The following is a 21,350-nucleotide window of genomic DNA, read 5'->3' as shown; positions in this document are numbered from 1 at the left end:
AGGAGTCTATGGGCACACCACGATTTACCCCTGAGTTTAAAGAAGAAGCAGTCCGCCAGATCACCGAGCGGGGCTATTCCGTCGCCGACGTATCTGAACGCCTGGGCGTCTCGCAACACAGCCTTTATAAATGGATCCGCTCTATAAAACCTGATGCCAGCGGGCACCAGGCGCAGGATCTGCTGGATGCCCGGACGGAGATCCTCCGGTTGAAAGCGCAACTCAAGCGAACTGAGGAGGAGCGGGATATCCTGAAAAAGGCGGCGCGGTACTTTGCAAGGGAGCCCGACTAAAGTACCGCTTCATCAACGATCACCGTCAGGTCTGGTCGATCACACTGATGTGTCGGGTTCTGAAGGTTGCCCGTTCCGGTTTTTACGTCTGGCTCCACTGCCCGGTATCAACTGGAGAGCAGGATAATCAGCGACTGCTGACGCTTATCCGCGACTCTTATACCCTGAGTGGCGGCGTTTATGGATACCGGCGGGTCCACAGTGACCTGCGAGAAATCGGGGAGGTATGCAGTAAAAACAGGGTAGCGAAAATTATGCGGCAGAACAGAATCAAGGCCGTACATGGCTATAAAATCCCGCGAGGAGCACGGGGACGTCCGTCAGTCATCGCGCCTAACCGGGTACAGCGGGAGTTCACAGTCGTTAAACCGAACCAGGTTTGGGTAACGGATATTACCTACATACGGACCTGGCAGGGCTGGCTGTATCTGGCCGTGGTCATAGACCTGTTTGCCCGCAATGTGGTGGGCTGGTCAATGAAACCCTCACTGTCGCGCGAACTGGCGCTGGATGCTCTTCTGATGGCCGTCTGGCGACGAAGGCCTGAGGAAACCGTTATCGTACACAGCGACCAGGGAAGCCAGTATGGCAGCGATGACTGGCGACGGTTCTGCCAGGCTAATAACCTGTCACCCAGCATGAGCCGGCGCGGCAACTGCTGGGATAATGCAGTGGCGGAATCCTTCTTCAGTTCGCTAAAAAAAGAGCGCATCAGAAAGCGGATCTATAGAACCCGGGACATGGCCCGGGCTGATATCTTTGATTATATCGAAGTGTTCTACAACCGGACCCGACGCCACAGCCACCTGGGAGGCGTCAGTCCAGAGGCCTTCGAAAAGGCCTCGTCGTGAGGACAGCGAATGTCTACGGGAATGGGGTCACTCCAATCCTGATGTAGCCATTGAGATGCAAGAGAGTATTGCAGGAACACTTCAGTCCCTTGATGAAGTTAACCGAAAAGATTTAGCGGATGTCTTTGAAAGTATCTCGGCTCTTTATAATGGAGAAATTGCAGATTACGTCAGGTCTCTACCTGATAATTATGGCATCAAGTAATGAGCTCATTAATTATTGCTAGGTCCGCTGTTCGCTCCTAGCAGACGTTAAGTTCCTCGGACTTGGCCGCTTCGTGCCAGAAGCGGACCTAAAATTCTGAATAAATGCAGCAAGCATGTGGCGAGAAAGCACCCAAAAAACTAAGCCCAAACTTGTCTTATTTTACGAGCGTTTCGCAATCATCAGTACCAAAACTACGTGATCGACAAACTTGATCAAGCTTTCTTGCGGAACAGGTGTGCCAGCAGGTCCCGCGTAATGGGCCAGCAGCGCGACCACCGTCTCCCCCAGGACATCGAGTTGGACCGAAGTTAAAGGTTCGTATCCCTCATCAGCGGCCTGTGCTGCTAGCTTAGCCAGTTCTGTGCGAACAAACAGGCTGAAACGCTCGGATAGAGTTCTGTATAAATCTGGCTGCGACCTTGCCATTTCCATCGTCGCGGTGACGATTTCAGAATTGTTGTCACAGTTTCCGGCCTGTTCCATCAATGCAATCAGATCGTCTCGTAAACCGGTGCCTGGGTAACGGGGCGGATTTAATGGATTTAGCGTCGCAACAGCATCGGCAACGAGATCCGCCTTAACCTTCCAGCGTCGATAAAGCGTTGCTTTTGACACTCCTGCACGCGCCGCTACATCGGTCATCGTCAGGCCGTGATATCCATTTTCACCGAGCAGTTCAAGCGTTGCACCAATAATCAGCTCGTCGCGGGTTTTGTCCTGAGCACGCCCTCGCACAGCTGGCGGCAGACGACGTGGATGTTGGTTAAGTTGGTCACTCATAGTGCCTCTAAAATTCATGAAAATGAAATAGGAAACGCAATATTACCGAAACTATTGCGTTTCGTATATATCTTACTCATAATGATTACAACATATCCCGGCGCCTGGTGCGCAATACTCTTCTAACGTGAGGTTTTCTATGTCTGACTTCAATGATCTTCCTGTTCTCGTCACCGGAGCTACCGGCAAACAAGGCGGTGCTGTAGTTCGTGCGCTGTTACAGACCGGACGCCCCGTGCGTGCGCTGACGCGTGATCCGCATTCAGCTGGCGCACAATCTTTGACAGCGCAAGGTGTAGAGGTATTTCAGGGAGACTTTAACGATCCTTCCAGCCTTGATGCAGCACTTGCAGGCGTGGACGGCGTTTTCTCTGTGCAAATGGGTTCTCAGCCCTCTGATCCTGAGACTGAAATTTTAACAGGTAAGGCACTTATAGAAGCTGCACACAGGGCTAAAGTGCGCGTAATTGTTCATACCTCTGTCGCTCGTGCTGGCGATCAAGAGAACTTTATCGGATGGGAAGAGGGGCGCTGGGAGCCGCTGTACTGGGACAACAAAGCGGCTGTAAATGAGATGGTTATGAAGCAGGGTTTTCCCTACTGGGTGATTCTGAAGCCTGCTTTAATTATGGAAGACATCATTCCTCCTATGGTCGATTTCATGTTCCCAACTCTTTCCGAACGCGGCGTTTTCGATACAGCTATTGAACTTGATATCCCTCTGGACTGGATCGCAGCAAAGGATATTGGGGCGTTTGCCGCCGCGGCCTTTAATGACCCTGCACGTTTTAACGGTCATGAAATAGATCTCGCCGCACAATCCGTCACTATTGAGGAGCTTGCCGCGAAGATTGCAGAGGCAACCGGGAAGCCTGTATCAGCTGTCACCTCATCTGAGGATGAGATGCTTGCACGTGGCGATCATCCGCTGCATGTCAGAAGTCAGGTATGGAACAATGTTGAGGGGTACAAAGTTGATCTTAATGCTGTGCGCAGCTGGGGCGTGCCTATGACAACTCTTGATGAGTTCATTAAGCAAAATCAGGATAAATTCGTAATCGGTAAATGATTAATCTGTTTTGAATTGCCTTTGAAATCTCTACTACTTTCTTTGACATCTCTTCGTCAAAATAAATTGGCTTTGAGATGTCAGCGTAATGAACAGTAATGTCCGCTCTTCACTGTGAGTTCAACTGATGGATGCAACACATTGGTTAAAACGCTCTGCGGGTGATTCATAGTCTAGCGTTTTTCTCGGTCTTTCGTTGAGCTGTCTGGCAACGCTGTTTAGTCTTTCTTGGCTGTGAACCGATAGGTCAGTTCCTTTTGGAAAATACTGCCTAAGCAATCTGTTTGTATTTTCATTGGAGCCGCGTTGCCAGGGGGAGTGGGGATCGCAGAAGTAAACCTGGATATCTGTGGCTACAGTAAACCGGGTGTGGTTAGTCATTTCAGCACCCCGGTCCCATGTTAATGTTTTATAAAGCTCAGCAGGTAATTCCCGGGCTTGTTTGATGAGTGCAGATATAACCGTTATGGTCTTGTTGTCCCTGATCCTGGCCAGCATAACAAAACGGGAATGACGTTCTACGAGGGTGACGATATAGGAGTTTTTAGAGCCCTGGATCAGGTCACCTTCCCAGTGACCTGGTATGGCTCTGTCGGCGGCTTCAGGTGGCCTTTCGCTGATAAAGATCGTATTCGGGATTGACCCTAATCCTTTCCCTTTAAGCGATGATGTTCTGGATCTACGCACGACTCTTCCGCTTCTGAGGCATTGCTGCAGTTCTTTTTTTAATGCCCCCCGGGTTTGTATAAAAAGCGTTTTATATATCGTTTCGTGTGACACATGCATTTCCTGATTATCCGGATAACAGCGTTTCAGCCAACCGGTGATTTGTTCCGGCGACCAGTCCTGATACATCTTCTCTGCGATGATTTTACACAGTGTGGGTCTTTCAATTAGCTTGCAAGGTTTTAGTCTCAGAGCATTTTCCCACGCAGCAGTATCCGCTTTTGATGCACGGTATTGTTTTGCACCACCGTGCCTCTTGATCTCCCGGCTAATCGTTGAGGGGGCTCTCGAGAGTTTGTTTGCGATCGCCCTGATGCTGATTTTTGCTACCAGCGCTCTGGATATTTCCTCTCTTTCATAAAGTGAAAGCGCTAACGGATGACGCTTTCGGACAGGGGGGCGGTATCCACCAGTCTGGTGGATAGTGGGCATAATAGAAGAATGATATCTGTCGAACATTCTGGCGATATCATGCAAGGAATCACCTTGCTTATATCTGTCCCAGATAATCGCTTTCTGTTCCGGCGTGTAGTTAATACGCGTTCTTCGTTTCATGGCAACGTCCCCCTTCGATTAAGGATAGCGTTGCATCGACCCATTGAACTCACAGCACTAAGCGGCCTCCCATACTTTATTTGATATGCCATCGAACAAGAACACCCGGGCTCAAAGGCAGCTTATTTTTTAACCAGTTTTGCTGGAGTTTTGCAGAAGACCTCTGACGTCCATTTTCACCGAGCTGGCTCATTATCGATGCCAGCACCCTGCCCGGCACGTCATAGCGATCGCCGCCACATCTCTGGCATTTTTCACTGGAAAGTGCCCCTTTTCGCCACTATTATCAGCTTACATATTCACCCACTGATAACTAAGGAGGATTACTATGCTGCTGTGTGAATTGTTTCTTTACTCACACTTTTATAGTAATTGGCCGCGTTCAGGCATTTCCGCACTCGTGCTGCGATAATCCGTCCTGAGCGAAGTTTACTGAAAATCTAATCCCTTCCTCCGGCTTACCGGGTTGTCGTCAGCGATTTCTGACGTCAGGCTTTTTTGCGCCTGCAACTTATGAGTAAGCACATGAGCACACTATTATCTGCCCACGCTGTTGGCTTTGATAACGCCTTCGGCACGCTGTTTCACGATATCCATTTCAGCCTGAAAAAAGGCGATCGCATCGGTTTACTGGGTGATAACGGCACCGGTAAAAGTACCTTATTGAAAATCCTCAGTGGCGATCTGGAACCCAGCCACGGCAGCGTGACATCGGCTAATCACTGTTTACTGGCGCGTATCGAGCAGCATCTGCCTGCAGAGCTGCATAATAATTCGCTGCTGAATAGCGTAATGGCGCGCCTGCCGGAACAAAGTGATCGCTGGCGTGCAGAAGCGCTGTTGGGCAGCCTGGGTTTCACGGCTGCACAACAAACGCAAACCGCCGCGACCTTAAGCGGCGGCCAGCATATGCGCCTGCTGCTGGCACGTGCGCTGATCCTGCAGCCTGATCTGCTGCTGCTCGATGAACCCAGCAACCACCTCGATCTGCCAACGCTGTTGTGGCTAGAGAATTTCCTTAACGGCTGGAGCGGCAGCTTTGTTCTGGTTTCCCATGACAGCACCTTGCTCGATCGGGTGACCAACTGCAGCTGGATTCTGCGCGATCGCGGTCTGCAATTCTTCCGTCTGCCCTGCAGCGCGGCGCGTCAGGCGCTGGAAGAGCAGGATGAAGCGGATGCGCAGCGTTATCAGGCTGAGCAAAGGGAGATTGAGCGCGTTGAGAAAAGCGCTAAACGTCTGGCGATGTGGGGCCGCGCTTACGATAACGAAGGGTTGTCGCGCAAGGCGCAGCAGATGGAGAAACGCGCCGGCTGGTTGAAAGAGGCACAAACCACGCTGAGCGAGGGAGCGCTGTGGCGGCTGCAACTGCAAGGTGAAGCGCTGGATGCCGATCGCGTTTTAGCGTTGCCGGAGATGTCGATTCATCCAGCCGATGACGCACCTGCGCTGTTTTCACTGCCGATGTTGCAGGTGAAAAGTGGCCATCGCGTAGCGATTGTTGGTCGCAACGGTTGCGGTAAATCGTCGCTACTACGGCATTTATGGGGGGAATATCAACACACAGATAGCCCGCTGTTTCATCCCCGCGCGCGCCTAGGCTATTACGATCAAAGTCTGCATCAGCTGCATGATGAGGAGACGCTGAGTAACGCGCTGGCGCATTTTGCTCCGCTCAGCGATGAGCACCGCAAGATGGCGCTGATTGGCGCGGGTTTTCCCTATCTGCGTCATCAGCAGTTGATTGGCTCACTCAGCGGCGGCGAGCGCTCGCGCTTGCTGTTTGTTGGGCTGACGCTGGCGCGTTATTCGCTGCTGCTACTCGATGAGCCCACCAACCATCTGGATATGGTGGGCAAAGAGGAGCTGGCAGAAGCGTTAAACCAGTTTGAGGGCGCGGTGTTGCTGGTGTCGCACGATCGTCAGTTAATCGCCAACAGCTGCAACCGGTTCTGGCTGATTGAGGATCAGCAACTCAGCGAATGGCACGATTTTGACGCGGTAACCGAGCGCATGCGTGCTGATCAGGCGACAACAACGTCAGACTTTGTCGCACCTGCTGCGACGGCAACAGCGTTGGATGAAGATGCGTTACTGCTGGCGTTACTGGAGGTGGAAAGCAAGCTGGATGAGGATCTGGCGCGCAAGCCGAAGCACCAGAAACCCGCGTTGCAGGCACAGTGGCGTGAGGAGATTGCGTTGCTGAAATCCCAACTGGCGCTGTAATGAAACGGTGGCCATCAATGGCCACCCTACGCCAGCATTGCCTGTATTAATGCCTGCGCGGTCTTTTTCAACTGCTGCGCAGGATTTCGGCCAATCAATACAAATTGATATCCCGCCTTATGCCACCACACCACATTCATCCCCTGTCGTTTCTCCTGCGCCACATCCGTGGTTTGCTGATGATCTTCGCGCGAAATACACAGCGCCATTGGGCCGTAGCTGCTGTGATTCCAGGCAATTTGCGTAATCAGCGCATCGTCATAACGCAGCATGCGCACACTCTTCAGCGTCGCTTCCGGCAGCGTTAACTGCGCTGGCGTGAAATGCAGATCGAGATCGCGCGCGGTACGCGCCAGCGATTGCTGCAACACCGGCGGTGAACTGTCAACGTCGGCCAGCGTTTCCGCGCTGTACAGCGACATATATTGTGCTTCCAGCTCGCGGATCTTTTCGCTTTCGCCCTGCTCAGCTTTTATTGTCGGTCGCACCAGAAAACCGATGCCGCTGCCCACCAGCAAAAAACTCACCGAAGCGGCGATCAGCGCACGGCGGCTGACCTGCGGCGCGGACGGTGTGGTTGCCAGCAGATGCGCCAAGCGCGGCGACATGCGTTCCAGCGGTGCGTCATCCAGCATTGGCGCAAAGGCCTCAGCAAAAGGTTGATTGCTTTTCATCAGCTCGGCAGTGCGCGCCGACAGCGCTTCGCTGCGCTTAAGTTCATTTTCAAACGCCAGCGCTTCATCCGCGCGCATCTCGCCATCCAGCCAGGCGACGATGGCCTCGTCCGCATAAGGCGAACTAAAACGTGCTGCCTTCACAAACGTTTCTCCTGTCCAGCCGGGCGCAACGTGGCTGCGCTGGCTAAGGTCGTGCGCGCCGCCGCGAGGCGACTCATGATGGTACCAATCGGCACCGCCAACGTATCGGCGGCTTCCTGATAGGTGAATCCTTCGACGTAAACCAGGAATACCGCATTGCGCTGCGCTTCTGGCAACTGACTCACTCGCTGCATCACTTTGGCGTATTGACGGCGTTGCTCATCATGCTGTTGCTGATCCGCAGCAACAAGCTCGTCGCTGTCGACAAAGCCTTGCCCGAGGCGCACCCGCTGCGCGCGCAGTTCATTGATCCACACCGAATGCAGCACGCTAAACAGCCAGCGATCGATACGCGTGCCGGGCGTGTACTGCGCGCTGCGCTCCAGCGCCCGGACACAGGTCGATTGCACCAGTTCCTCGGCGACATCGCGGTTGCGTGACAGCACCATGGCGTAGCGCCACAGGCGGGCCAAATGCGCCGCTAAATGCTGGCGGACTTCAGTACTGGTGATTTTTGATATCCTCTAAACGCGGCGTTCATCAGGCTTCCGGATGGCCCTGAATCGCGGCATTGAGATCGCGATACTCTTCGCAATCCACGCCACACAACGATTTGATGATAGTGAGCTGCTCTTTAGCCAGATCCGGCCGCCCTTTTATCATCCAGGCTTCGCCCAGATATTCGCGCACTTTGGCATATTTCGGATCGAGCGCGATCGATTTCTGATAATAAGCCATGCCTTCGTCGGTTTTACCCAGCTTACGCGTGGCATACCCGCGATAGTTCCACGCTTCTTTGGTGTTCTGATTATGCAGCGTATCCAGCAAGTTGATTGCCGCTTGATACTCGCCCTTTTTCGCCAGGTGATAAGCGTAATTGGTTTTGTCGCTGTCACTTAGCATGCTGGTTTTCTCCGGCACGCAGGATTTAGATTTACTGTCGTAAACCTGGCCTTTCGGACAATCCGGCGTCTTTTTGTCGCTGTCATCATCGCCCATTGCCAGGGCAGCGGGCGCATGCAGCGTCATCAGCAATACGGGCAGTGCTAACCAGCGTAATTTCATCATTGTATACATGGTTGATCCTCATGGCGTGTTATGGATGGAACTCAGTGCTGAGGCAACAAGTGACTCAGATACGCTGTCAACAACTCAGCCGCCATTTCTATTCGGAAAAATTTAATCATTTTTCAACCAACGCACGTTACTCAGATAAATCCGGCGAATTTTCTCCAGTTTGTTGCCTGAAGTGATTATGATTCTCACTTCATAAAAGGGACGCTTATGCTCAATATCTCGAAAAAGTGGCTATTCGCCACGCTGACTGTGGTCATTCTCCTGCTGTTGATCTGGCATTACGCCGGTTCACGCAATAAACCCAACGCGGTGGTCACCGCCGAAGTGCGCAAGGGCAATATCGAAAACGTAATTGCCGCCACCGGCAAAATGGATGCGATTGAACGCGTTAACGTCGGTGCGCAGGTTTCCGGGCAGGTTAAAAAACTCTATATCAAAGCGGGCGATAGCGTCAGCAAAGGCCAGCTGATCGCCGAAATTGACGATCAGCCACAACGCAGCGACTTGCGTAATGCGCAAGCGGCGCTGAGCGTGGCGCAGGCCGATCTGGAAACCCGCGAAGCCGCGCTGGTGCGACAGCAAGCGCAATATCAGCGTTTGCAGCAGATGATTAAAACCAATGCCATCTCGCGTCAGGATTTTGATACCGCCGAAGAAGATTGGCGCAGTGCACGCGCCGAGCTAACGGCGCAAAAAGCGCGCGTGATTCAGGCTCAGATTGAGGTGGATAAAAAGCAGCTCGATCTCGGCTATACCCGCATCATGGCGCCCATGGATGGCACGGTCATCGCCATTGTCACCAAGCAAGGCCAAACGGTGAACGCGGTGCAAACGGCGCCGACCATCGCTAAACTGGCGCAACTCGGTACCATGACGATCAAAGTGCAGATCTCCGAAGCCGACATCAATAATGTGCAGCCCGGTCAGCAAGCATGGTTCACCACCTTCTCCAATCCAGATAAACGCTACAACGCCACGCTACGCAGCCTCGAACTGGCACCCGAATCGGTGATGAAAGATGACGCGCTAATGGGCAATAGCGAGAGCACGTCGAGCAGCACCTCCAATGCGGCCGTCTATTATAACGCCCTGCTGGATGTGCCAAACCCGGACAACGCGCTGCGCATCTCCATGACCGCGCAGGTCAATCTCATTCGTGATGCGGTGAAAGATACGTTGCTGGTGCCGGTGCAGGCGACGAAGAAAGATGCCGACGGCAAAACCTATGTGGAAATCCCGGATCAGGATAACCAGCCGGTGAAACGCATTATCACCACCGGCATCACTGACAGCGTTGATATTCAGGTGCTGAGCGGCTTAAAAGCCGGCGAGAAAGTGATCCTTGCCACGCAGACGGCGGGCGCTGACAAGGTGGTGATGTGAATATTATCGAACTGAAAAACATTCAGCGCAGCTATGTTAACGGTTCACAATCTCTGCATGTGCTGAAAGACATCAATCTGAGTATCGCCAGCGGCGAGTTGGTGGCGATTATCGGGCCGTCCGGTTCGGGTAAATCGACGCTGCTGAACATTCTCGGCTGCCTTGATGCGCCGGATAGCGGTGACTATTTGATTAGTGGTCAGAACACCGCCACGCTGTCGCCGGATGCGCTGGCGAAAGTACGCCGCGAACACATCGGCTTTATCTTCCAGCGCTATCATCTGATGCCGGATCTCAGCGCCCTGAGCAACGTTGAAATCCCATCTATTTACGCCAATCTGCAGGGCAAAGCGCGGCTGCAGCGCGCGGCAGATCTGCTGGCACGTTTAGGTTTGCAGGGCCGCGAGCATCACAAGCCGGGCGAGTTGTCCGGCGGCCAGCAGCAGCGCGTCAGTATTGCGCGCGCGCTGATTAACGGTGCCGAAATCATTCTTGCCGATGAACCGACCGGCGCGCTGGATTCACACTCCGGCGAAGAGGTGCTGCGCATCCTGCACGATCTCAATCGCGAAGGTCACACGGTGATCATCGTGACGCATGACATGAAAGTGGCGCAGCACGCCGATCGCATTATTGAGATTCAGGACGGCGAGATTGTTGCCGACAGCGGCCGCAAACCGGATGCCACGCGTGCGCAATATGCTCCCGCAGCGCGTAAAAGTCAGAGCAAACTGCGCGGCTTTCTCGATCGCTTACGCGAATCGCTGCGCATGGCGCTGAATGCGATGAACGCGCATCGACTGCGCACCGCGCTGACCATGACCGGGATCATTTTTGGCATTGCGGCAGTGGTTACGGTGGTGGCGCTCGGCCAGGGCGCGCGGCAAAAAACGCTGGAGAGTATTTCCGGGCTCGGCACCAACGTGGTGTCAATCTATGCCGGTGGTGATTTCGTTGAGGATGAAGCGCATCCGGTGCTGACGCTGGTGATGGCGGATGCTGATGTGATTGGGCGCCAGCAGTTTGTTGCGGCGGTCAGTCCAGAAATGATCGCCAATCAGCCGATTCGTTATCTCTCCAACGCATCCAAAACCTCGGTTTATGGCGTCGGTAAAGAGTATTTCCAGATTCAGGGCATCAAACTGCTGGAAGGCAGCAACTTCAGCGATGAGCGTCACGCGCGTCAGGAGATCATCATTGATACCAACACGCGCAATAAACTGTTCGGCGAACAGGGTCAAAGCCCAATTGGCAAGATGATCGTGTTGGGTTCGGTGCCGGTGCGGGTGATTGGCGTGGCGGATAACAACGATGGCATGTCGCCCAATCGCCTCAGCGTGTGGCTGCCGTGGAGCACCGTGATGTATCGCATCAGCGGGCAAACCGCGTTGACCAGCATCAGCATTAAACTCAAGGATGATGTGGTGAGCGGCCCGGCGGTGGAATCGCTGACGCAATTATTGACCGCGCGTCACGGCACCAAAGATTTCCTGGTGTTCAACCGCGACAAATACCGTAAAGCGATTGAAGACGCCGCCGCAACCTTAACGTTGCTGATTCTGCTGGTCGCCTCGATTGCGCTGATGATTGGCAGCATCGGCGTGATGAACATCATGCTGGTGTCGGTAACCGAGCGTACCCATGAAATCGGTGTGCGTATGGCGGTGGGCGCGCGACGCGGCGACATCATGCAGCAGTTTATGATCGAAGCGGTTCTGGTCTGTCTGGTGGGCGGATCGCTCGGTGTCGCGTTAGCGCTGGTGATTGGACCGATTATCAGCCTGCTGGCGGGCGGCATGATTACGGCGATCTTCTCGTGGCAGTCGGCGGGCGCGGCGTTTGCTTGCTCCACCATCATCGGCATGATTTTTGGTTATCTTCCGGCGCGCAAAGCCGCGCGCATGGATCCGGTAGCGGCGTTAGCCAGCGAATAATCAAATCTCACGCCGTAGGGTCGCCATTCATGGCGACCTTCCCCCATCCCGCTCAAATCACATCAACATCGGCAATGTCGCCGTTGCCGTTTGCTGGCTCGCCGCCAGATAGCGTACATCGTGCGTCATCAATTCGTTAATCAGCACTTCCACCAGCAGCATCGCGCCCACTTTGCCGCTCAGCGCACCGGCGTTGAACGGGCCTTCCGGCCTTGCAGCCACCAGCAGCATATCGGCTAAGCTGCCCATCGGGCTGCGCAGTGTATTACTCAGCATCAGCACGCGCGCGTTTTGCTTCTTCGCCACCTTCACCACATGCATCACATCTTTGGTTGAACCGGATGCAGAGATGGCGATCACCAAATCGCCCTCTTTTAGCGTCGAGGCATTCATCGCCGCGCGATGCATATCACCAAACAGTTGCGCCGATTTGCCTAAGCGCAACAGGCGATAGTGCAGATACTCACCGGTAATCGCGCTGGCCGCCACGCCGTAGATCTGGATGGTGTTGGCCTGATGCAGCGCTTCCACCGCAAGCTGTAAAACCTCGCGGTTAATGAATTTCCCGGTATCCCGCAGCGCCTGCACCGTTTCCTCTACCAGCATGTCGATGCTGTCACCGCTGGTAAGTGCAGCGGGCTGATTGTGTTGCACATCCAGCGCCAGCGCCATTTTGAATTCGGTATAGCCTTTGCAGCCGAGATGACGACACAGCCGCGTCACGCTCGCTTCGCTGGTGTCGGTCTCACGCGCCAGTTCGGTGATGGTGAGATATAGCACTTTCTGCGGGTCGGTGAGGATGAAATCGCCCAGCTTTTGCAGCGTTGGACTGTAGCCCGGCAAACCCTGGCGCAGATGCAGCAAGATGTTTTCATTGTCCGTCATGGCGGTCTCTCTGATTCACGGCATTAATGGCGCACAGTGTGCAGCAGATTAGGGCATAAGTGAAAGCTATCACAATAATGATGGAAATTTTCACCTACTGAATTAAATTGTGGTAATAATTTTTACCACAATATCACTTCAGGAATAAAAATTTATGTCATCCATTTTCAGCGGTGCCTCATCCGGAGGTTGGTTCGAAAAAGCTCAGCGTTTTGGCAAGTCGTTCATGTTACCGATCGCCGTGCTACCGGCAGCCGGTTTGCTGCTGGGCATTGGCGGTGCACTCTCCAATCCCAATACCATCAAAGCCTATCCGTTCCTCGATGTCACCTGGCTACAAGGCGTGTTTACCATTATGGCCAGCGCCGGCTCAGTGGTGTTCGCCAACCTCGCGGTGCTGTTTGCGGTTGGCGTAGCGGTGGGATTAGCAAAAAGTGACAAAGGCACCGCCGGATTGGCCTCGCTGCTGGCTTATCTGGTGATGAACGCCACCATCAATGCGCTGCTGACGCTAACCGGCGTGCTGGCGCAGGACAACCTTAGCGCGGTGGGACAAGGCATGGCGCTTGGCATTCAAACGCTGGAAACTGGCGTATTTGGTGGCGTGGTGATCGGGCTGGTCACGGCCATGCTGCATAATCGCTACAACAAAATTGCTCTGCCGCAGTTCCTTGGTTTCTTCGGTGGCTCGCGCTTTGTGCCGATTATCAGCTCCCTGGTCGCCATTCTGGTGGGCGCGGCGATGACCCTTGTCTGGCCGCATTTCCAGAAGCTGATTTTTGGCTTGGGCGGATTAGTCGATGCCACCGGCTATTTCGGCACCTTTATCTACGGCTTCGTGCTGCGCATGCTTGGCCCGTTCGGCCTGCATCACATCTTCTATCTGCCATTCTGGACCACCGCGCTCGGCGGCAGCGAAGTGGTTAACGGACATCTGGTGGAAGGCACGCAGCGCATCTTCTTTGCCCAGCTTGCCGATCCCAATACCCAGCAATTCTATGTTGGCACCGCGCGCTTTATGTCTGGTCGCTTCATTACTATGATGTTTGGCCTGATCGGCGCGTGTCTGGCGATGTATCACACCACCAAACCGGAAAACCGCCAACGCGTGGCCGGATTGCTGCTGTCGGCAGCGCTGACCTCTTTCCTTACCGGTATCACCGAACCGATTGAGTTCTCGTTCCTGTTTGTTGCACCGGTGCTGTATGTCATCCACGCGCTGTTTGATGGGCTGGCATTTATGATCGCCCACATCCTGCACATCACCATTGGCCAAACCTTCTCTGGCGGCCTGATCGATTTCATTCTGTTCGGCGTATTACAGGGCGAAGCGAAAACCCATTGGTGGTATGTCCCGCTGGTTGGCGTGCCGTGGTTCCTGCTCTATTACTTTACTTTCCGCCTGCTGATCACCCGCTTCAATTTCAAAACGCCGGGCCGTGAAGATGCCAGCATTGAAACAGCGCCGATGGTCGCCGGAGAACGTCCACTGCAGGTCATCGCGGCTTTAGGTGGCAAACAGAACATCGCCGAACTGGATTGCTGCGCCACGCGTCTGCGCATCACGCTGATCGACAGCAGCAAGCTCGATGAAAACGCATTGAAAGCCACCGGCGCACGCGCCGTGATCCAACGTGGCAAAGGCGTGCAGGTAATTTATGGCCCGCACGTCACCATTATCAAAAATGAAGTAGAGGAGTTACTCGCGCTATGAAAGCACCGATGCTGGCCCAGATTCAGGGAAAACTGGTGGTCTCGTGTCAGGCTCTGGAAGATGAGCCGTTACACAGCCCGTTTATTATGTCGCGCATGGCGTTGGCGGCAATGGAAGGTGGTGCGGCAGCGATTCGCGCCAACAGCCTGCTCGACGTGCAGCAGATTATGCAAACGGTGGATTTGCCGATTATCGCCATTATTAAACGCGACTATCCCGGCAGCGATGTGTACATCACCGCGACGCTGCGGGAAGTGGATGAGTTGATGGTGGCGAATCCGGCGATGATTGCGCTGGATGCCACGCTACACACGCGTCCTGGCGATTTGCAGCTGCCGGCATTGGTGGCGGCGATTCGCCAGCGCTATCCGCATTTGCTGCTGATGGCTGATATCGCCACAGTGGAAGAAGCGCGCAATGCGTCAGAATTAGGTTTCGATTGCGTTGGTACCACGCTGCACGGGTACACCGCAGAAACGCAAGGTTGTTATCTGGCTGCCGATGATTGCCGCTTCCTGCGTGACGTTTTAGCTGCGGTAGAAGTGCCGGTCATCGCCGAAGGGAATGTCGAAACGCCGGAAATGGCGGCGCACTGTCTGGCGCTGGGCGCGCATGCAGTGGTGGTCGGCGGCGCGATTACGCGTCCACAGCAGATAACGCGCCGCTTTGTGAATGCCATCAATTAATTTTTGAGGTCCACATTAAGGGCACCTTGCTGAAGGTTATCCACAATCCCCGTGTGTAGAGTCGCCGTTAACCTGTGGATAAAACTCGCCTCTCACCACACAGCGCCCGATGCGCGCAGACGGTTACTTTTCGCACGATTGTGAATTTCCAACGACCGGTTTGACACACTTGATGCGTTAGCGTGTTTAGGTGCGTCAGTATCAGGCTTTAAACCGAACCCTCTTTTTCGATCACTAATACGCGCGCTTCGCCTTGCGGGTGCGCAACATGCTCGGTGCCAATGCTGGCGTAAAAAATGTCGCCAGTATTGAGCAGCACTTTTTTCACCTCGCCCGCATCGCGGTAATGCATCTCTACCGCGCCGTTCAGCACCACAAATACTTCTTCGCCATCATTGATGTGCCATTTGTAAGGTTGATTGGTCCAGTGCAGACGCACGCTAGTGCCGCCAAAGTTGGCGATGTCTAGCGCATCCCAGGCTTTAGCAGGTGAGAAGTTTTTGCTGACGTAGGTTTTCATGCGATATCCGTGTGGAGGAGAACTGCGTTGATGATACACAGAGCGCGAGCGGACGGCGGGACATGCGCAGGCCATTTACGGACATGCAGATACAACAAAGCCGCCCGGAGGCGGCCTTAATACAACGTCTTGTGCGATTAACTTATTTGTACAGTTCCGCAGTCATGTGTACGCGGTTATTCGTGTTGGCTTCAGTAATTTTGTACTGTGCACCCTGCTCTTGTGCCTGTGCAGCGATTTTTGCTTCTGCGCCATCAAGAGTAGAAGACTCAACAGAGACGCTCTGCGCAAAGCTAGCTGCAGACATCATTGAAAGAGCAGCAACAGCGGCGATAGACAATGTTTTGATAGTTTTCATGGTCATAATCCTTAGTGGTTTAATTAGAAGACTGTGTGCCTTCGATGAGAATAATAATAACTGATGTTATCGTTTCAATATTAACCATTAGTGCGATCACGATAACTTACGTAACTATACAGTTCCCGATGCTTTATCGACAAAAAAGGCCGCCCGTAGGCGACCTGTTCTGGCACATCCGTATGCAACCATCCGTTATTTGTAAAGTTCTGCGGTCATATGTACGACGTTACCGTTGCTTGCTTCCAGAATTTTATATTGCTCACCATTCTGTTTAGCCTGTGCAGCGATTTTGGCTTCAGCACCATCCAGCGTCAGAGAAGTAGCTGAAACGGTTTGAGCGAAGCTAGCAGCAGACATCAGTGAAAGAGCGGCAGCAGCGGCGATAGTCAGAGTTTTGATAGTTTTCATGGTCGTATTCCTTTAGTTGTTTGATGTGAAGGCTGTGCGCCTTCTATGGAAATAATAATAACCATTGAAACTATTATCAGATTAACTATTAGTGCGATCGCAGTTAATCAACTCATTATCACTACGCCAACTCGAGATCTGTAATCACCCTCTTCACCTCCACCACATCCGCCGCCGACAGCGAACGCAGTGGGCGCGGCAGGCAATCATACTCAGCGAGGCCCAGCGCACTGGCCGCTGCAGCGATGACGCGGATACTGCCGCCGTGTTGCGTAAACAGCGCCCAAAGCGGTGCGAGCCGCTGTCCCTGTTCGGCTACCGCCGCAAAATCTCCCGCCATCGCCGCATCCGTCATTGCTTTAGCGGTGTGCGGGAACAGTCCGCCGCACACTGAATACCACACTTCACAACCAGCGATTAGGCCTGCTGCGGCAAAGGCATCGCCGCTAACACCAATCGTGACGTCTTGCGGTAATTGATCGCGCAAAGCGTTTACCCGTTGCGTCGCCGCCGCAATTTCGGCTGGCACGCCGGGAATTTTGATGGAAGCGATGTGCGGCAGCGTGGCGATACGCGCATGCAGCGCATCGGAGAAGACAAAGTGGCTGGTGCCGGGATTGTCATAAATGCACACCGGCAGCGAAACGTGGCGCGTGACATCCTGATACAGGCCAAACACCTCGTCATCAGTGAGTTTCTGATAGGAAACGGCGGGCAGCAGCAACGCGCTGGCGCCGGCTTGTTGCGCATCCTCGGCAAGTCGCAGCACTTCATCGGTGCTCACCGCGCCAATGCTGACCATCACCGGAATAGCGTCCGCATGCTGCACCGCCAGCGTCGCAATGCGCTTGCGCTGTTCGCGCGTGAAATAGGCGTAGCTGCCAGTGGAACCCAGCACGCCAAGTGAATCGACTTTTGCTGCCGTGAGTCGCGCAAGGATATGAAGAAAAGCTTTCTCATCAATTCCAGAAGCATTCAGCGGAGTCAGGGGAAACGCACTCAATCCTTTAAACATAGCCAGCGCCTTATTCGTCATTAACAGGGGAAAACAGCTTAACCTGCACAGTTATAAGTCATTGGAAACAAAAATGCCCTCTTACGAGGGCAGGAATTATCGTTACCGCTTGAGGGGATTATTTCAGTGCGATGCGCGCAATCTGATCCTGGCCTTTGGTTGAGGAGTCTTTGTTGAACTCTGCTTTCAACGTTACATACAACGTGTTGTTGTCTGGGCCAATCAGCAGGCTGTTTGGATTGTTATCAAACGACCAGCTGTTTTTCACCGCGTACGTAGTGGCATCCAGTTGCAGCACTTTCTTCGATTCGCGCTGGCTGATGTAGATCTCATTACGCTTAGCATTGAATTTGATAGCCAGCGCATCGCCTTCAATACGTTTGATCACTTTGCCGGTACGCTCATCAAACACCAGCGTGGCTTTGCCTTTCGAATCGTCGGTAACGAACAGGCGACCGGTTGCCGGATCTTCCGCCATATTCAGGAACAAGTACTCTTTACCGTCGCCCGCCGTCCAGCGCTTCTCAATTATGTGCGTGCGTGGATTGATGACCAGAATCTCGCCCGCGCCGTTAGTCGCATAAATGCGCTCAGTCAGCGGAGAATAGATGATGCCGGTTACCCATTTTCCTGCATTCTTGATGGTGGCTTTCAGCTTGAAGGTTTTCACGTCAACCACCGAGATGTACCCCGGATCGGCCACGCGACCGACATACAACTCGTTGCCGTGCCACAGCACTTCACGCGCGCCCGCCGGATAACCTTCTTTATCTTTCTTACCTGGGAAGACTAAACGTTCCAGCACTTTGCCGCTTTGCGCATCCACTTTCGAGATGGCGCCATCCAGCGAGTTGGTGGTGTAGAACACGCTACCCGCTTCATCGATCGCCGTACCAAAGTTTTTCAGATCGGTATGCGTCACGCCTTTAGTTTCCAGCGTGGTTGGGTCGAGACGATAAATCACACCGCCGTTCACGTCTTTAAAGCTCTGCGCGCTGGCAACGTATAACGCTTTCGCCGCAGGCGAGTACGCCATTTCATACAGGCCATCGCCCAGGGTGCGCTGGGTCAGAGAAGTATCAACTGGCTTGGCAGCAGCGGCTGGCGCTTCGGCTTTTTTAGCCGGAGCCTGGCAAGCGGTCAGGCTGAAAGCAGCGACGATCGCTGCAGCTAAGGCGGCTTTGCGCGGGCTAAATAACGATTTCATGCTCAACTCCATTAATGGATGAACGGCTCCGTTGCGCGCGTGCGCGTACGGAAAATACAAGAAGAATGAGAATCATACGCATTAGCATAAAGTTAGCAACTTTCTCGACGATCTTCTTTACTTTGCCGTGAATTCTGTCTTGCTAGCCGCACACCTTTCTTTGCCTAAAACGTCCAGATATCGCTTTAAAAACACGAAAACATTAGCAATTAACAGGTTATTTTCACCTGTAAACCATTGATTAATAGCCCGCTTACACATTATTACAATTGCAGTTGAAACCTTCCGCAGATTCTTTAAAGCAAATGATTATCATTGGCTTTCTCAATAAATGCGCAGTGGCAGTTTGCGTGCCTGCTCTTCTGCCCTTTTCGGCGGATAAGTCACACCGTAAACGATAAAAAACGAAGCAAAACAGCTTCCTATAACACGATTTTTACAGGAAATTTTATGTCTGGCATCAGGAAAACCTTTAACGTCTCACTGCTGGCGGTGACGATTCATGCGCTGCTTACGCCAAACATGGCGCAGGCGGCCAGCGACACGCAGCAGGATTTGGTGGTCGATGCATCCGCAACCGGCGACAGCGATAATAACGAAAAGCAGGATTACGCGGTGAAAACCACGCGGGCGGGCACCAAATTGTTGCTAACGCCACGCGATGTGCCGCAGTCGATGAGTGTGGTGACGCAGCAGCGCATGCAGGATCAGAACCTGCAATCGGTGAACGATGTGCTGACCAACGCCACCGGCATCTCCACCAACCTGATGGACAGTGAGCGCTCGGAATACTATTCGCGCGGCTTTAAAGTCACCAACTTCTCCTTTGATGGTATCCCCACGTCGGTTAATGACAGCTGGAACTACGGCGATGCCGCCTCGGATACCGCCATTTACGATCGTATTGAGATCGTACGCGGTGCCACCGGATTGATGACTGGCGCGGGCAGCCCGTCAGCGTCGATCAATATGGTACGCAAACACGCCGACAGCAAAACCTTCACCGGCTCGGTCAGCGCCAGCTACGGCAGCTGGAACAAACAGCGTTATGTTGCCGATCTCTCTGCGCCGTTGAATCAGGATGGCAGCCTGCGCGGCCGCGTAGTGACCGGGTACAGCGATGAAGACAGCTGGCTCGATCGTTACCACAAAACCAAAAAGTTCCTTTACGGCGTGATCGATGCCGATATCACCGAGCACACCACGCTGTCGCTGGGCTACGACTACGAAGATGCCAACACCGGCAATCCAACGTGGGGCGGTTTGCCGATGTTCTACAGCAACAACGCCACCACGCATTACGATCGCAGCCTCAACTCCGCCGCCAACTGGGCACGCTACAACACCAATTCGCGCAAAGTGTTCGCCGACATCGATCATAACTTCGATAACGGCTGGAACATCCACGTCAACGGCACGCACGCGGAGAATACCTTCAACGATAAGTTGCTGTATGTCACGGGCAGCCCTGATCAGGACAGCGGCGAAGGCACCACCGGCTACGGCAGCATGGATCGCGGTAAACGCCAGATGGATTCGTTCGATGGCTACGCCAGCGGCCCGTTTGAGCTGTTAGGGCGTCAGCATCAGTTGATGGCGGGCGTGAGCTACAGCCGCCAGCACAATGCGACTTACAGCCAGGATGGCGTTACCGATCTGGAAAACTACGATATCGCCTCAGCCGATATGGGCATTTTCAACAACAGCTGGAACGGCAACATCGCCGAGCCGCAGTGGCAAGGTTGGTATCAGAATGCTGACGATACCATCCGCCAGAAATCCGCTTACACCGCCGCGCGCTTCTCGCTGGCCGATCCGCTGTCGCTGATTATTGGTGCGCGCTACACGCAGTGGAGCACCAACGGCAGCAGCGGCGACATGACGAAAAATAACACCACGCCTTACGCCGGTTTGGTGTACGACATCAACGATACATGGTCAGCATACGGCAGCTATACCTCGATCTTCCTGCCGCAAACCTACCGCGATACCAGCGGCAAATACCTGTCGCCGATTACCGGCAAAAGCTATGAAACCGGCCTGAAGTCCGCCTGGTATGATGGTCGATTAACCGCGACGGTTGCGGTATTCCGCATTGAGCAGGATAACGTGGGTCAGGCGATTGCTGGCGTCTACTTGAGCGGTAACGAGCAGGCTTATGCGCCCGCTAAAGGTGCAGTCAGCAAAGGTGCGGAGTTTGAGCTGAACGGTGCGCTAACGGATAATCTGCAGCTGACGTTCGGTGCCACACGCTACGTGGCGCGGGATAAAGATGGACGCTTCAACAGCTATCAGCCGCAAACTTCCTTCAAACTGTTCACCCGTTATCAGCTACCAATGTTGCCGGATCTGACGGTTGGCGGCGGCATCAACTGGCAGAACCGCGTGTTTGAAGATGCCACCAATGCCAGCGGCGATACCGTGCGCGTTTATCAGGGCAGCATACCACTGGCATCGCTGTTTGCGCGTTATCAGGTGACAAAGCAGGTGGCGGTGCAGGCGAACATCGATAACCTGTTTGATCGCGAATATTACAGCTACATGAACAGCTATGTTTATGGCGCGCCGCGCAGTGTTTCGATGAGCGTTTCGTATCAGTTTTAATTAACCGTAGGGTCGCCATTCATGGCGATC

Annotated in this window: 19 protein-coding genes; 8 read left to right on the top strand and 11 right to left on the bottom strand. The window is 53.6% G+C overall.

Annotation, left to right across the window (positions count from 1 at the left end):
• The first annotated feature begins 8 nt into the window (after nt 1-8).
• Nucleotides 9-1,144, top strand: a protein-coding gene (locus tag NQH49_RS20505; RefSeq protein ID WP_256698600.1) for an IS3 family transposase whose coding sequence is annotated in 2 segments (ribosomal slippage) — nt 9-264 and nt 264-1,144 — 1,137 coding nt in all. Because the reading frame shifts where the segments join, the coding sequence is not laid out codon by codon here.
• Nucleotides 1,145-1,511: 367 nt separating this feature from the next.
• On the opposite strand, the gene NQH49_RS20500 is transcribed toward NQH49_RS20505, so the two are convergent.
• Nucleotides 1,512-2,132, bottom strand: a complete 621-nt coding sequence (locus NQH49_RS20500) for a TetR/AcrR family transcriptional regulator (protein WP_256698599.1) — start codon at nt 2,130-2,132, stop codon at nt 1,512-1,514.
• A gap of 139 nt (nt 2,133-2,271) precedes the next feature.
• Between NQH49_RS20500 and NQH49_RS20495 the strand changes: the two genes are divergently transcribed.
• Nucleotides 2,272-3,201: an NmrA/HSCARG family protein gene (locus NQH49_RS20495; protein ID WP_256698598.1), complete on the top strand. Its 930-nt coding sequence runs from the start codon at nt 2,272-2,274 to the stop codon at nt 3,199-3,201.
• Nucleotides 3,202-3,321: 120 nt separating this feature from the next.
• Here NQH49_RS20495 and NQH49_RS20490 read toward each other — a convergent pair whose 3' ends face one another.
• Nucleotides 3,322-4,482, bottom strand: a complete 1,161-nt coding sequence (locus NQH49_RS20490; RefSeq protein ID WP_256698597.1) for an IS30 family transposase — start codon at nt 4,480-4,482, stop codon at nt 3,322-3,324.
• A gap of 525 nt (nt 4,483-5,007) precedes the next feature.
• On the opposite strand from NQH49_RS20490, the gene NQH49_RS20485 reads away from it, so the two are divergent.
• A complete protein-coding gene (locus NQH49_RS20485; protein ID WP_256698596.1) occupies nt 5,008-6,708 on the top strand; it encodes an ATP-binding cassette domain-containing protein in 1,701 nt (566 codons plus the stop codon).
• A 26-nt stretch (nt 6,709-6,734) separates the two neighbouring features.
• On the opposite strand, the gene NQH49_RS20480 is transcribed toward NQH49_RS20485, so the two are convergent.
• Genes NQH49_RS20480 through NQH49_RS20470 form a run of 3 tightly spaced genes read right to left on the bottom strand, consistent with a single transcriptional unit; the run spans nt 6,735 to nt 8,603 of the window.
• Entirely contained in the window at nt 6,735-7,526 is a 792-nt protein-coding gene (locus NQH49_RS20480) for an anti-sigma factor family protein (protein WP_256698595.1), read from the bottom strand.
• Entirely contained in the window at nt 7,523-8,047 is a 525-nt protein-coding gene (locus NQH49_RS20475; protein WP_256699128.1) for a sigma-70 family RNA polymerase sigma factor, read from the bottom strand. The genes NQH49_RS20480 and NQH49_RS20475 overlap by 4 nt, the downstream gene beginning before the upstream one ends.
• A gap of 19 nt (nt 8,048-8,066) precedes the next feature.
• The gene (locus tag NQH49_RS20470; RefSeq protein WP_256698594.1) at nt 8,067-8,603 is read right to left on the bottom strand and encodes a tetratricopeptide repeat protein; all 537 of its coding nucleotides are present in this window, start codon (nt 8,601-8,603) and stop codon (nt 8,067-8,069) included.
• Nucleotides 8,604-8,810: 207 nt separating this feature from the next.
• Between NQH49_RS20470 and NQH49_RS20465 the strand changes: the two genes are divergently transcribed.
• Both NQH49_RS20465 and NQH49_RS20460 read left to right on the top strand, forming a co-directional pair.
• A complete protein-coding gene (locus NQH49_RS20465; protein WP_256698593.1) occupies nt 8,811-9,986 on the top strand; it encodes an efflux RND transporter periplasmic adaptor subunit in 1,176 nt (391 codons plus the stop codon).
• The gene (locus tag NQH49_RS20460; RefSeq protein WP_256698592.1) at nt 9,983-11,920 is read left to right on the top strand and encodes a MacB family efflux pump subunit; all 1,938 of its coding nucleotides are present in this window, start codon (nt 9,983-9,985) and stop codon (nt 11,918-11,920) included. The genes NQH49_RS20465 and NQH49_RS20460 overlap by 4 nt, the downstream gene beginning before the upstream one ends.
• Before the next feature lie 57 nt (nt 11,921-11,977).
• Here the strand turns inward: NQH49_RS20460 and NQH49_RS20455 are convergent, their stop codons facing one another.
• Nucleotides 11,978-12,805 (bottom strand): MurR/RpiR family transcriptional regulator, encoded by an 828-nt coding sequence (locus NQH49_RS20455; RefSeq protein ID WP_256698591.1) that lies wholly within the window; start codon nt 12,803-12,805, stop codon nt 11,978-11,980.
• Between the two features lie 154 nt (nt 12,806-12,959).
• Between NQH49_RS20455 and NQH49_RS20450 the strand changes: the two genes are divergently transcribed.
• Together NQH49_RS20450 and NQH49_RS20445 are read left to right on the top strand one after the other, a co-directional pair.
• Entirely contained in the window at nt 12,960-14,519 is a 1,560-nt protein-coding gene (locus NQH49_RS20450) for a PTS transporter subunit EIIC (protein ID WP_256698590.1), read from the top strand.
• Nucleotides 14,516-15,205, top strand: coding sequence for an N-acetylmannosamine-6-phosphate 2-epimerase (locus tag NQH49_RS20445; RefSeq protein WP_256698589.1), 690 nt, complete (start codon nt 14,516-14,518; stop codon nt 15,203-15,205). The genes NQH49_RS20450 and NQH49_RS20445 overlap by 4 nt, the downstream gene beginning before the upstream one ends.
• Before the next feature lie 208 nt (nt 15,206-15,413).
• Here NQH49_RS20445 and NQH49_RS20440 read toward each other — a convergent pair whose 3' ends face one another.
• The 5 genes from NQH49_RS20440 to NQH49_RS20420 all read right to left on the bottom strand — a co-directional run bounded on the left by NQH49_RS20440 (nt 15,414) and on the right by NQH49_RS20420 (nt 18,716).
• A complete protein-coding gene (locus NQH49_RS20440; protein ID WP_256698588.1) occupies nt 15,414-15,725 on the bottom strand; it encodes a cupin domain-containing protein in 312 nt (103 codons plus the stop codon).
• Nucleotides 15,726-15,867: 142 nt separating this feature from the next.
• Nucleotides 15,868-16,083 (bottom strand): YdgH/BhsA/McbA-like domain containing protein, encoded by a 216-nt coding sequence (locus NQH49_RS20435; RefSeq protein ID WP_007890153.1) that lies wholly within the window; start codon nt 16,081-16,083, stop codon nt 15,868-15,870.
• Nucleotides 16,084-16,278: 195 nt separating this feature from the next.
• Complete coding sequence (locus NQH49_RS20430; RefSeq protein WP_007890154.1) at nt 16,279-16,494, bottom strand: YdgH/BhsA/McbA-like domain containing protein; 216 nt, start codon at nt 16,492-16,494, stop codon at nt 16,279-16,281.
• A 121-nt stretch (nt 16,495-16,615) separates the two neighbouring features.
• Nucleotides 16,616-17,509, bottom strand: a complete 894-nt coding sequence (locus NQH49_RS20425; RefSeq protein ID WP_256698587.1) for a dihydrodipicolinate synthase family protein — start codon at nt 17,507-17,509, stop codon at nt 16,616-16,618.
• Nucleotides 17,510-17,627: 118 nt separating this feature from the next.
• On the bottom strand, nt 17,628-18,716 hold the full coding sequence (locus NQH49_RS20420) for a YncE family protein (protein ID WP_256698586.1): 1,089 nt from the start codon (nt 18,714-18,716) through the stop codon (nt 17,628-17,630).
• A 450-nt stretch (nt 18,717-19,166) separates the two neighbouring features.
• Between NQH49_RS20420 and fhuE the strand changes: the two genes are divergently transcribed.
• On the top strand, nt 19,167-21,320 hold the full coding sequence (gene fhuE / locus NQH49_RS20415) for a ferric-rhodotorulic acid/ferric-coprogen receptor FhuE (RefSeq protein WP_256698585.1): 2,154 nt from the start codon (nt 19,167-19,169) through the stop codon (nt 21,318-21,320).
• Nucleotides 21,321-21,350: the final 30 nt, after the last annotated feature.

This window comes from Pantoea trifolii (assembly GCF_024506435.1).
Lineage (GTDB): Bacteria > Pseudomonadota > Gammaproteobacteria > Enterobacterales > Enterobacteriaceae > Pantoea > Pantoea trifolii.
Note: the sequence above shows the minus strand (reverse complement) of the source record. Positions and strands in the feature narration are given on the sequence as shown.

What these genes read in the sequence shown, in the direction of transcription:
- NQH49_RS20490 (WP_256698597.1), bottom strand. Translation starts at nt 4,482, where the DNA reads ATGAAACGAAGAACGCGTATTAACTACACGCCGGAACAGAAAGCGATT.
- fhuE (WP_256698585.1), top strand. Translation starts at nt 19,167, where the DNA reads ATGTCTGGCATCAGGAAAACCTTTAACGTCTCACTGCTGGCGGTGACG.
- NQH49_RS20470 (WP_256698594.1), bottom strand. Translation starts at nt 8,603, where the DNA reads ATGTATACAATGATGAAATTACGCTGGTTAGCACTGCCCGTATTGCTG.
- NQH49_RS20455 (WP_256698591.1), bottom strand. Translation starts at nt 12,805, where the DNA reads ATGACGGACAATGAAAACATCTTGCTGCATCTGCGCCAGGGTTTGCCG.
- NQH49_RS20500 (WP_256698599.1), bottom strand. Translation starts at nt 2,132, where the DNA reads ATGAGTGACCAACTTAACCAACATCCACGTCGTCTGCCGCCAGCTGTG.
- NQH49_RS20485 (WP_256698596.1), top strand. Translation starts at nt 5,008, where the DNA reads ATGAGCACACTATTATCTGCCCACGCTGTTGGCTTTGATAACGCCTTC.
- NQH49_RS20430 (WP_007890154.1), bottom strand. Translation starts at nt 16,494, where the DNA reads ATGAAAACTATCAAAACTCTGACTATCGCCGCTGCTGCCGCTCTTTCA.
- NQH49_RS20420 (WP_256698586.1), bottom strand. Translation starts at nt 18,716, where the DNA reads ATGAAATCGTTATTTAGCCCGCGCAAAGCCGCCTTAGCTGCAGCGATC.
- NQH49_RS20445 (WP_256698589.1), top strand. Translation starts at nt 14,516, where the DNA reads ATGAAAGCACCGATGCTGGCCCAGATTCAGGGAAAACTGGTGGTCTCG.
- NQH49_RS20495 (WP_256698598.1), top strand. Translation starts at nt 2,272, where the DNA reads ATGTCTGACTTCAATGATCTTCCTGTTCTCGTCACCGGAGCTACCGGC.
- NQH49_RS20440 (WP_256698588.1), bottom strand. Translation starts at nt 15,725, where the DNA reads ATGAAAACCTACGTCAGCAAAAACTTCTCACCTGCTAAAGCCTGGGAT.
- NQH49_RS20425 (WP_256698587.1), bottom strand. Translation starts at nt 17,509, where the DNA reads ATGTTTAAAGGATTGAGTGCGTTTCCCCTGACTCCGCTGAATGCTTCT.
- NQH49_RS20465 (WP_256698593.1), top strand. Translation starts at nt 8,811, where the DNA reads ATGCTCAATATCTCGAAAAAGTGGCTATTCGCCACGCTGACTGTGGTC.
- NQH49_RS20435 (WP_007890153.1), bottom strand. Translation starts at nt 16,083, where the DNA reads ATGAAAACTATCAAAACATTGTCTATCGCCGCTGTTGCTGCTCTTTCA.
- NQH49_RS20450 (WP_256698590.1), top strand. Translation starts at nt 12,960, where the DNA reads ATGTCATCCATTTTCAGCGGTGCCTCATCCGGAGGTTGGTTCGAAAAA.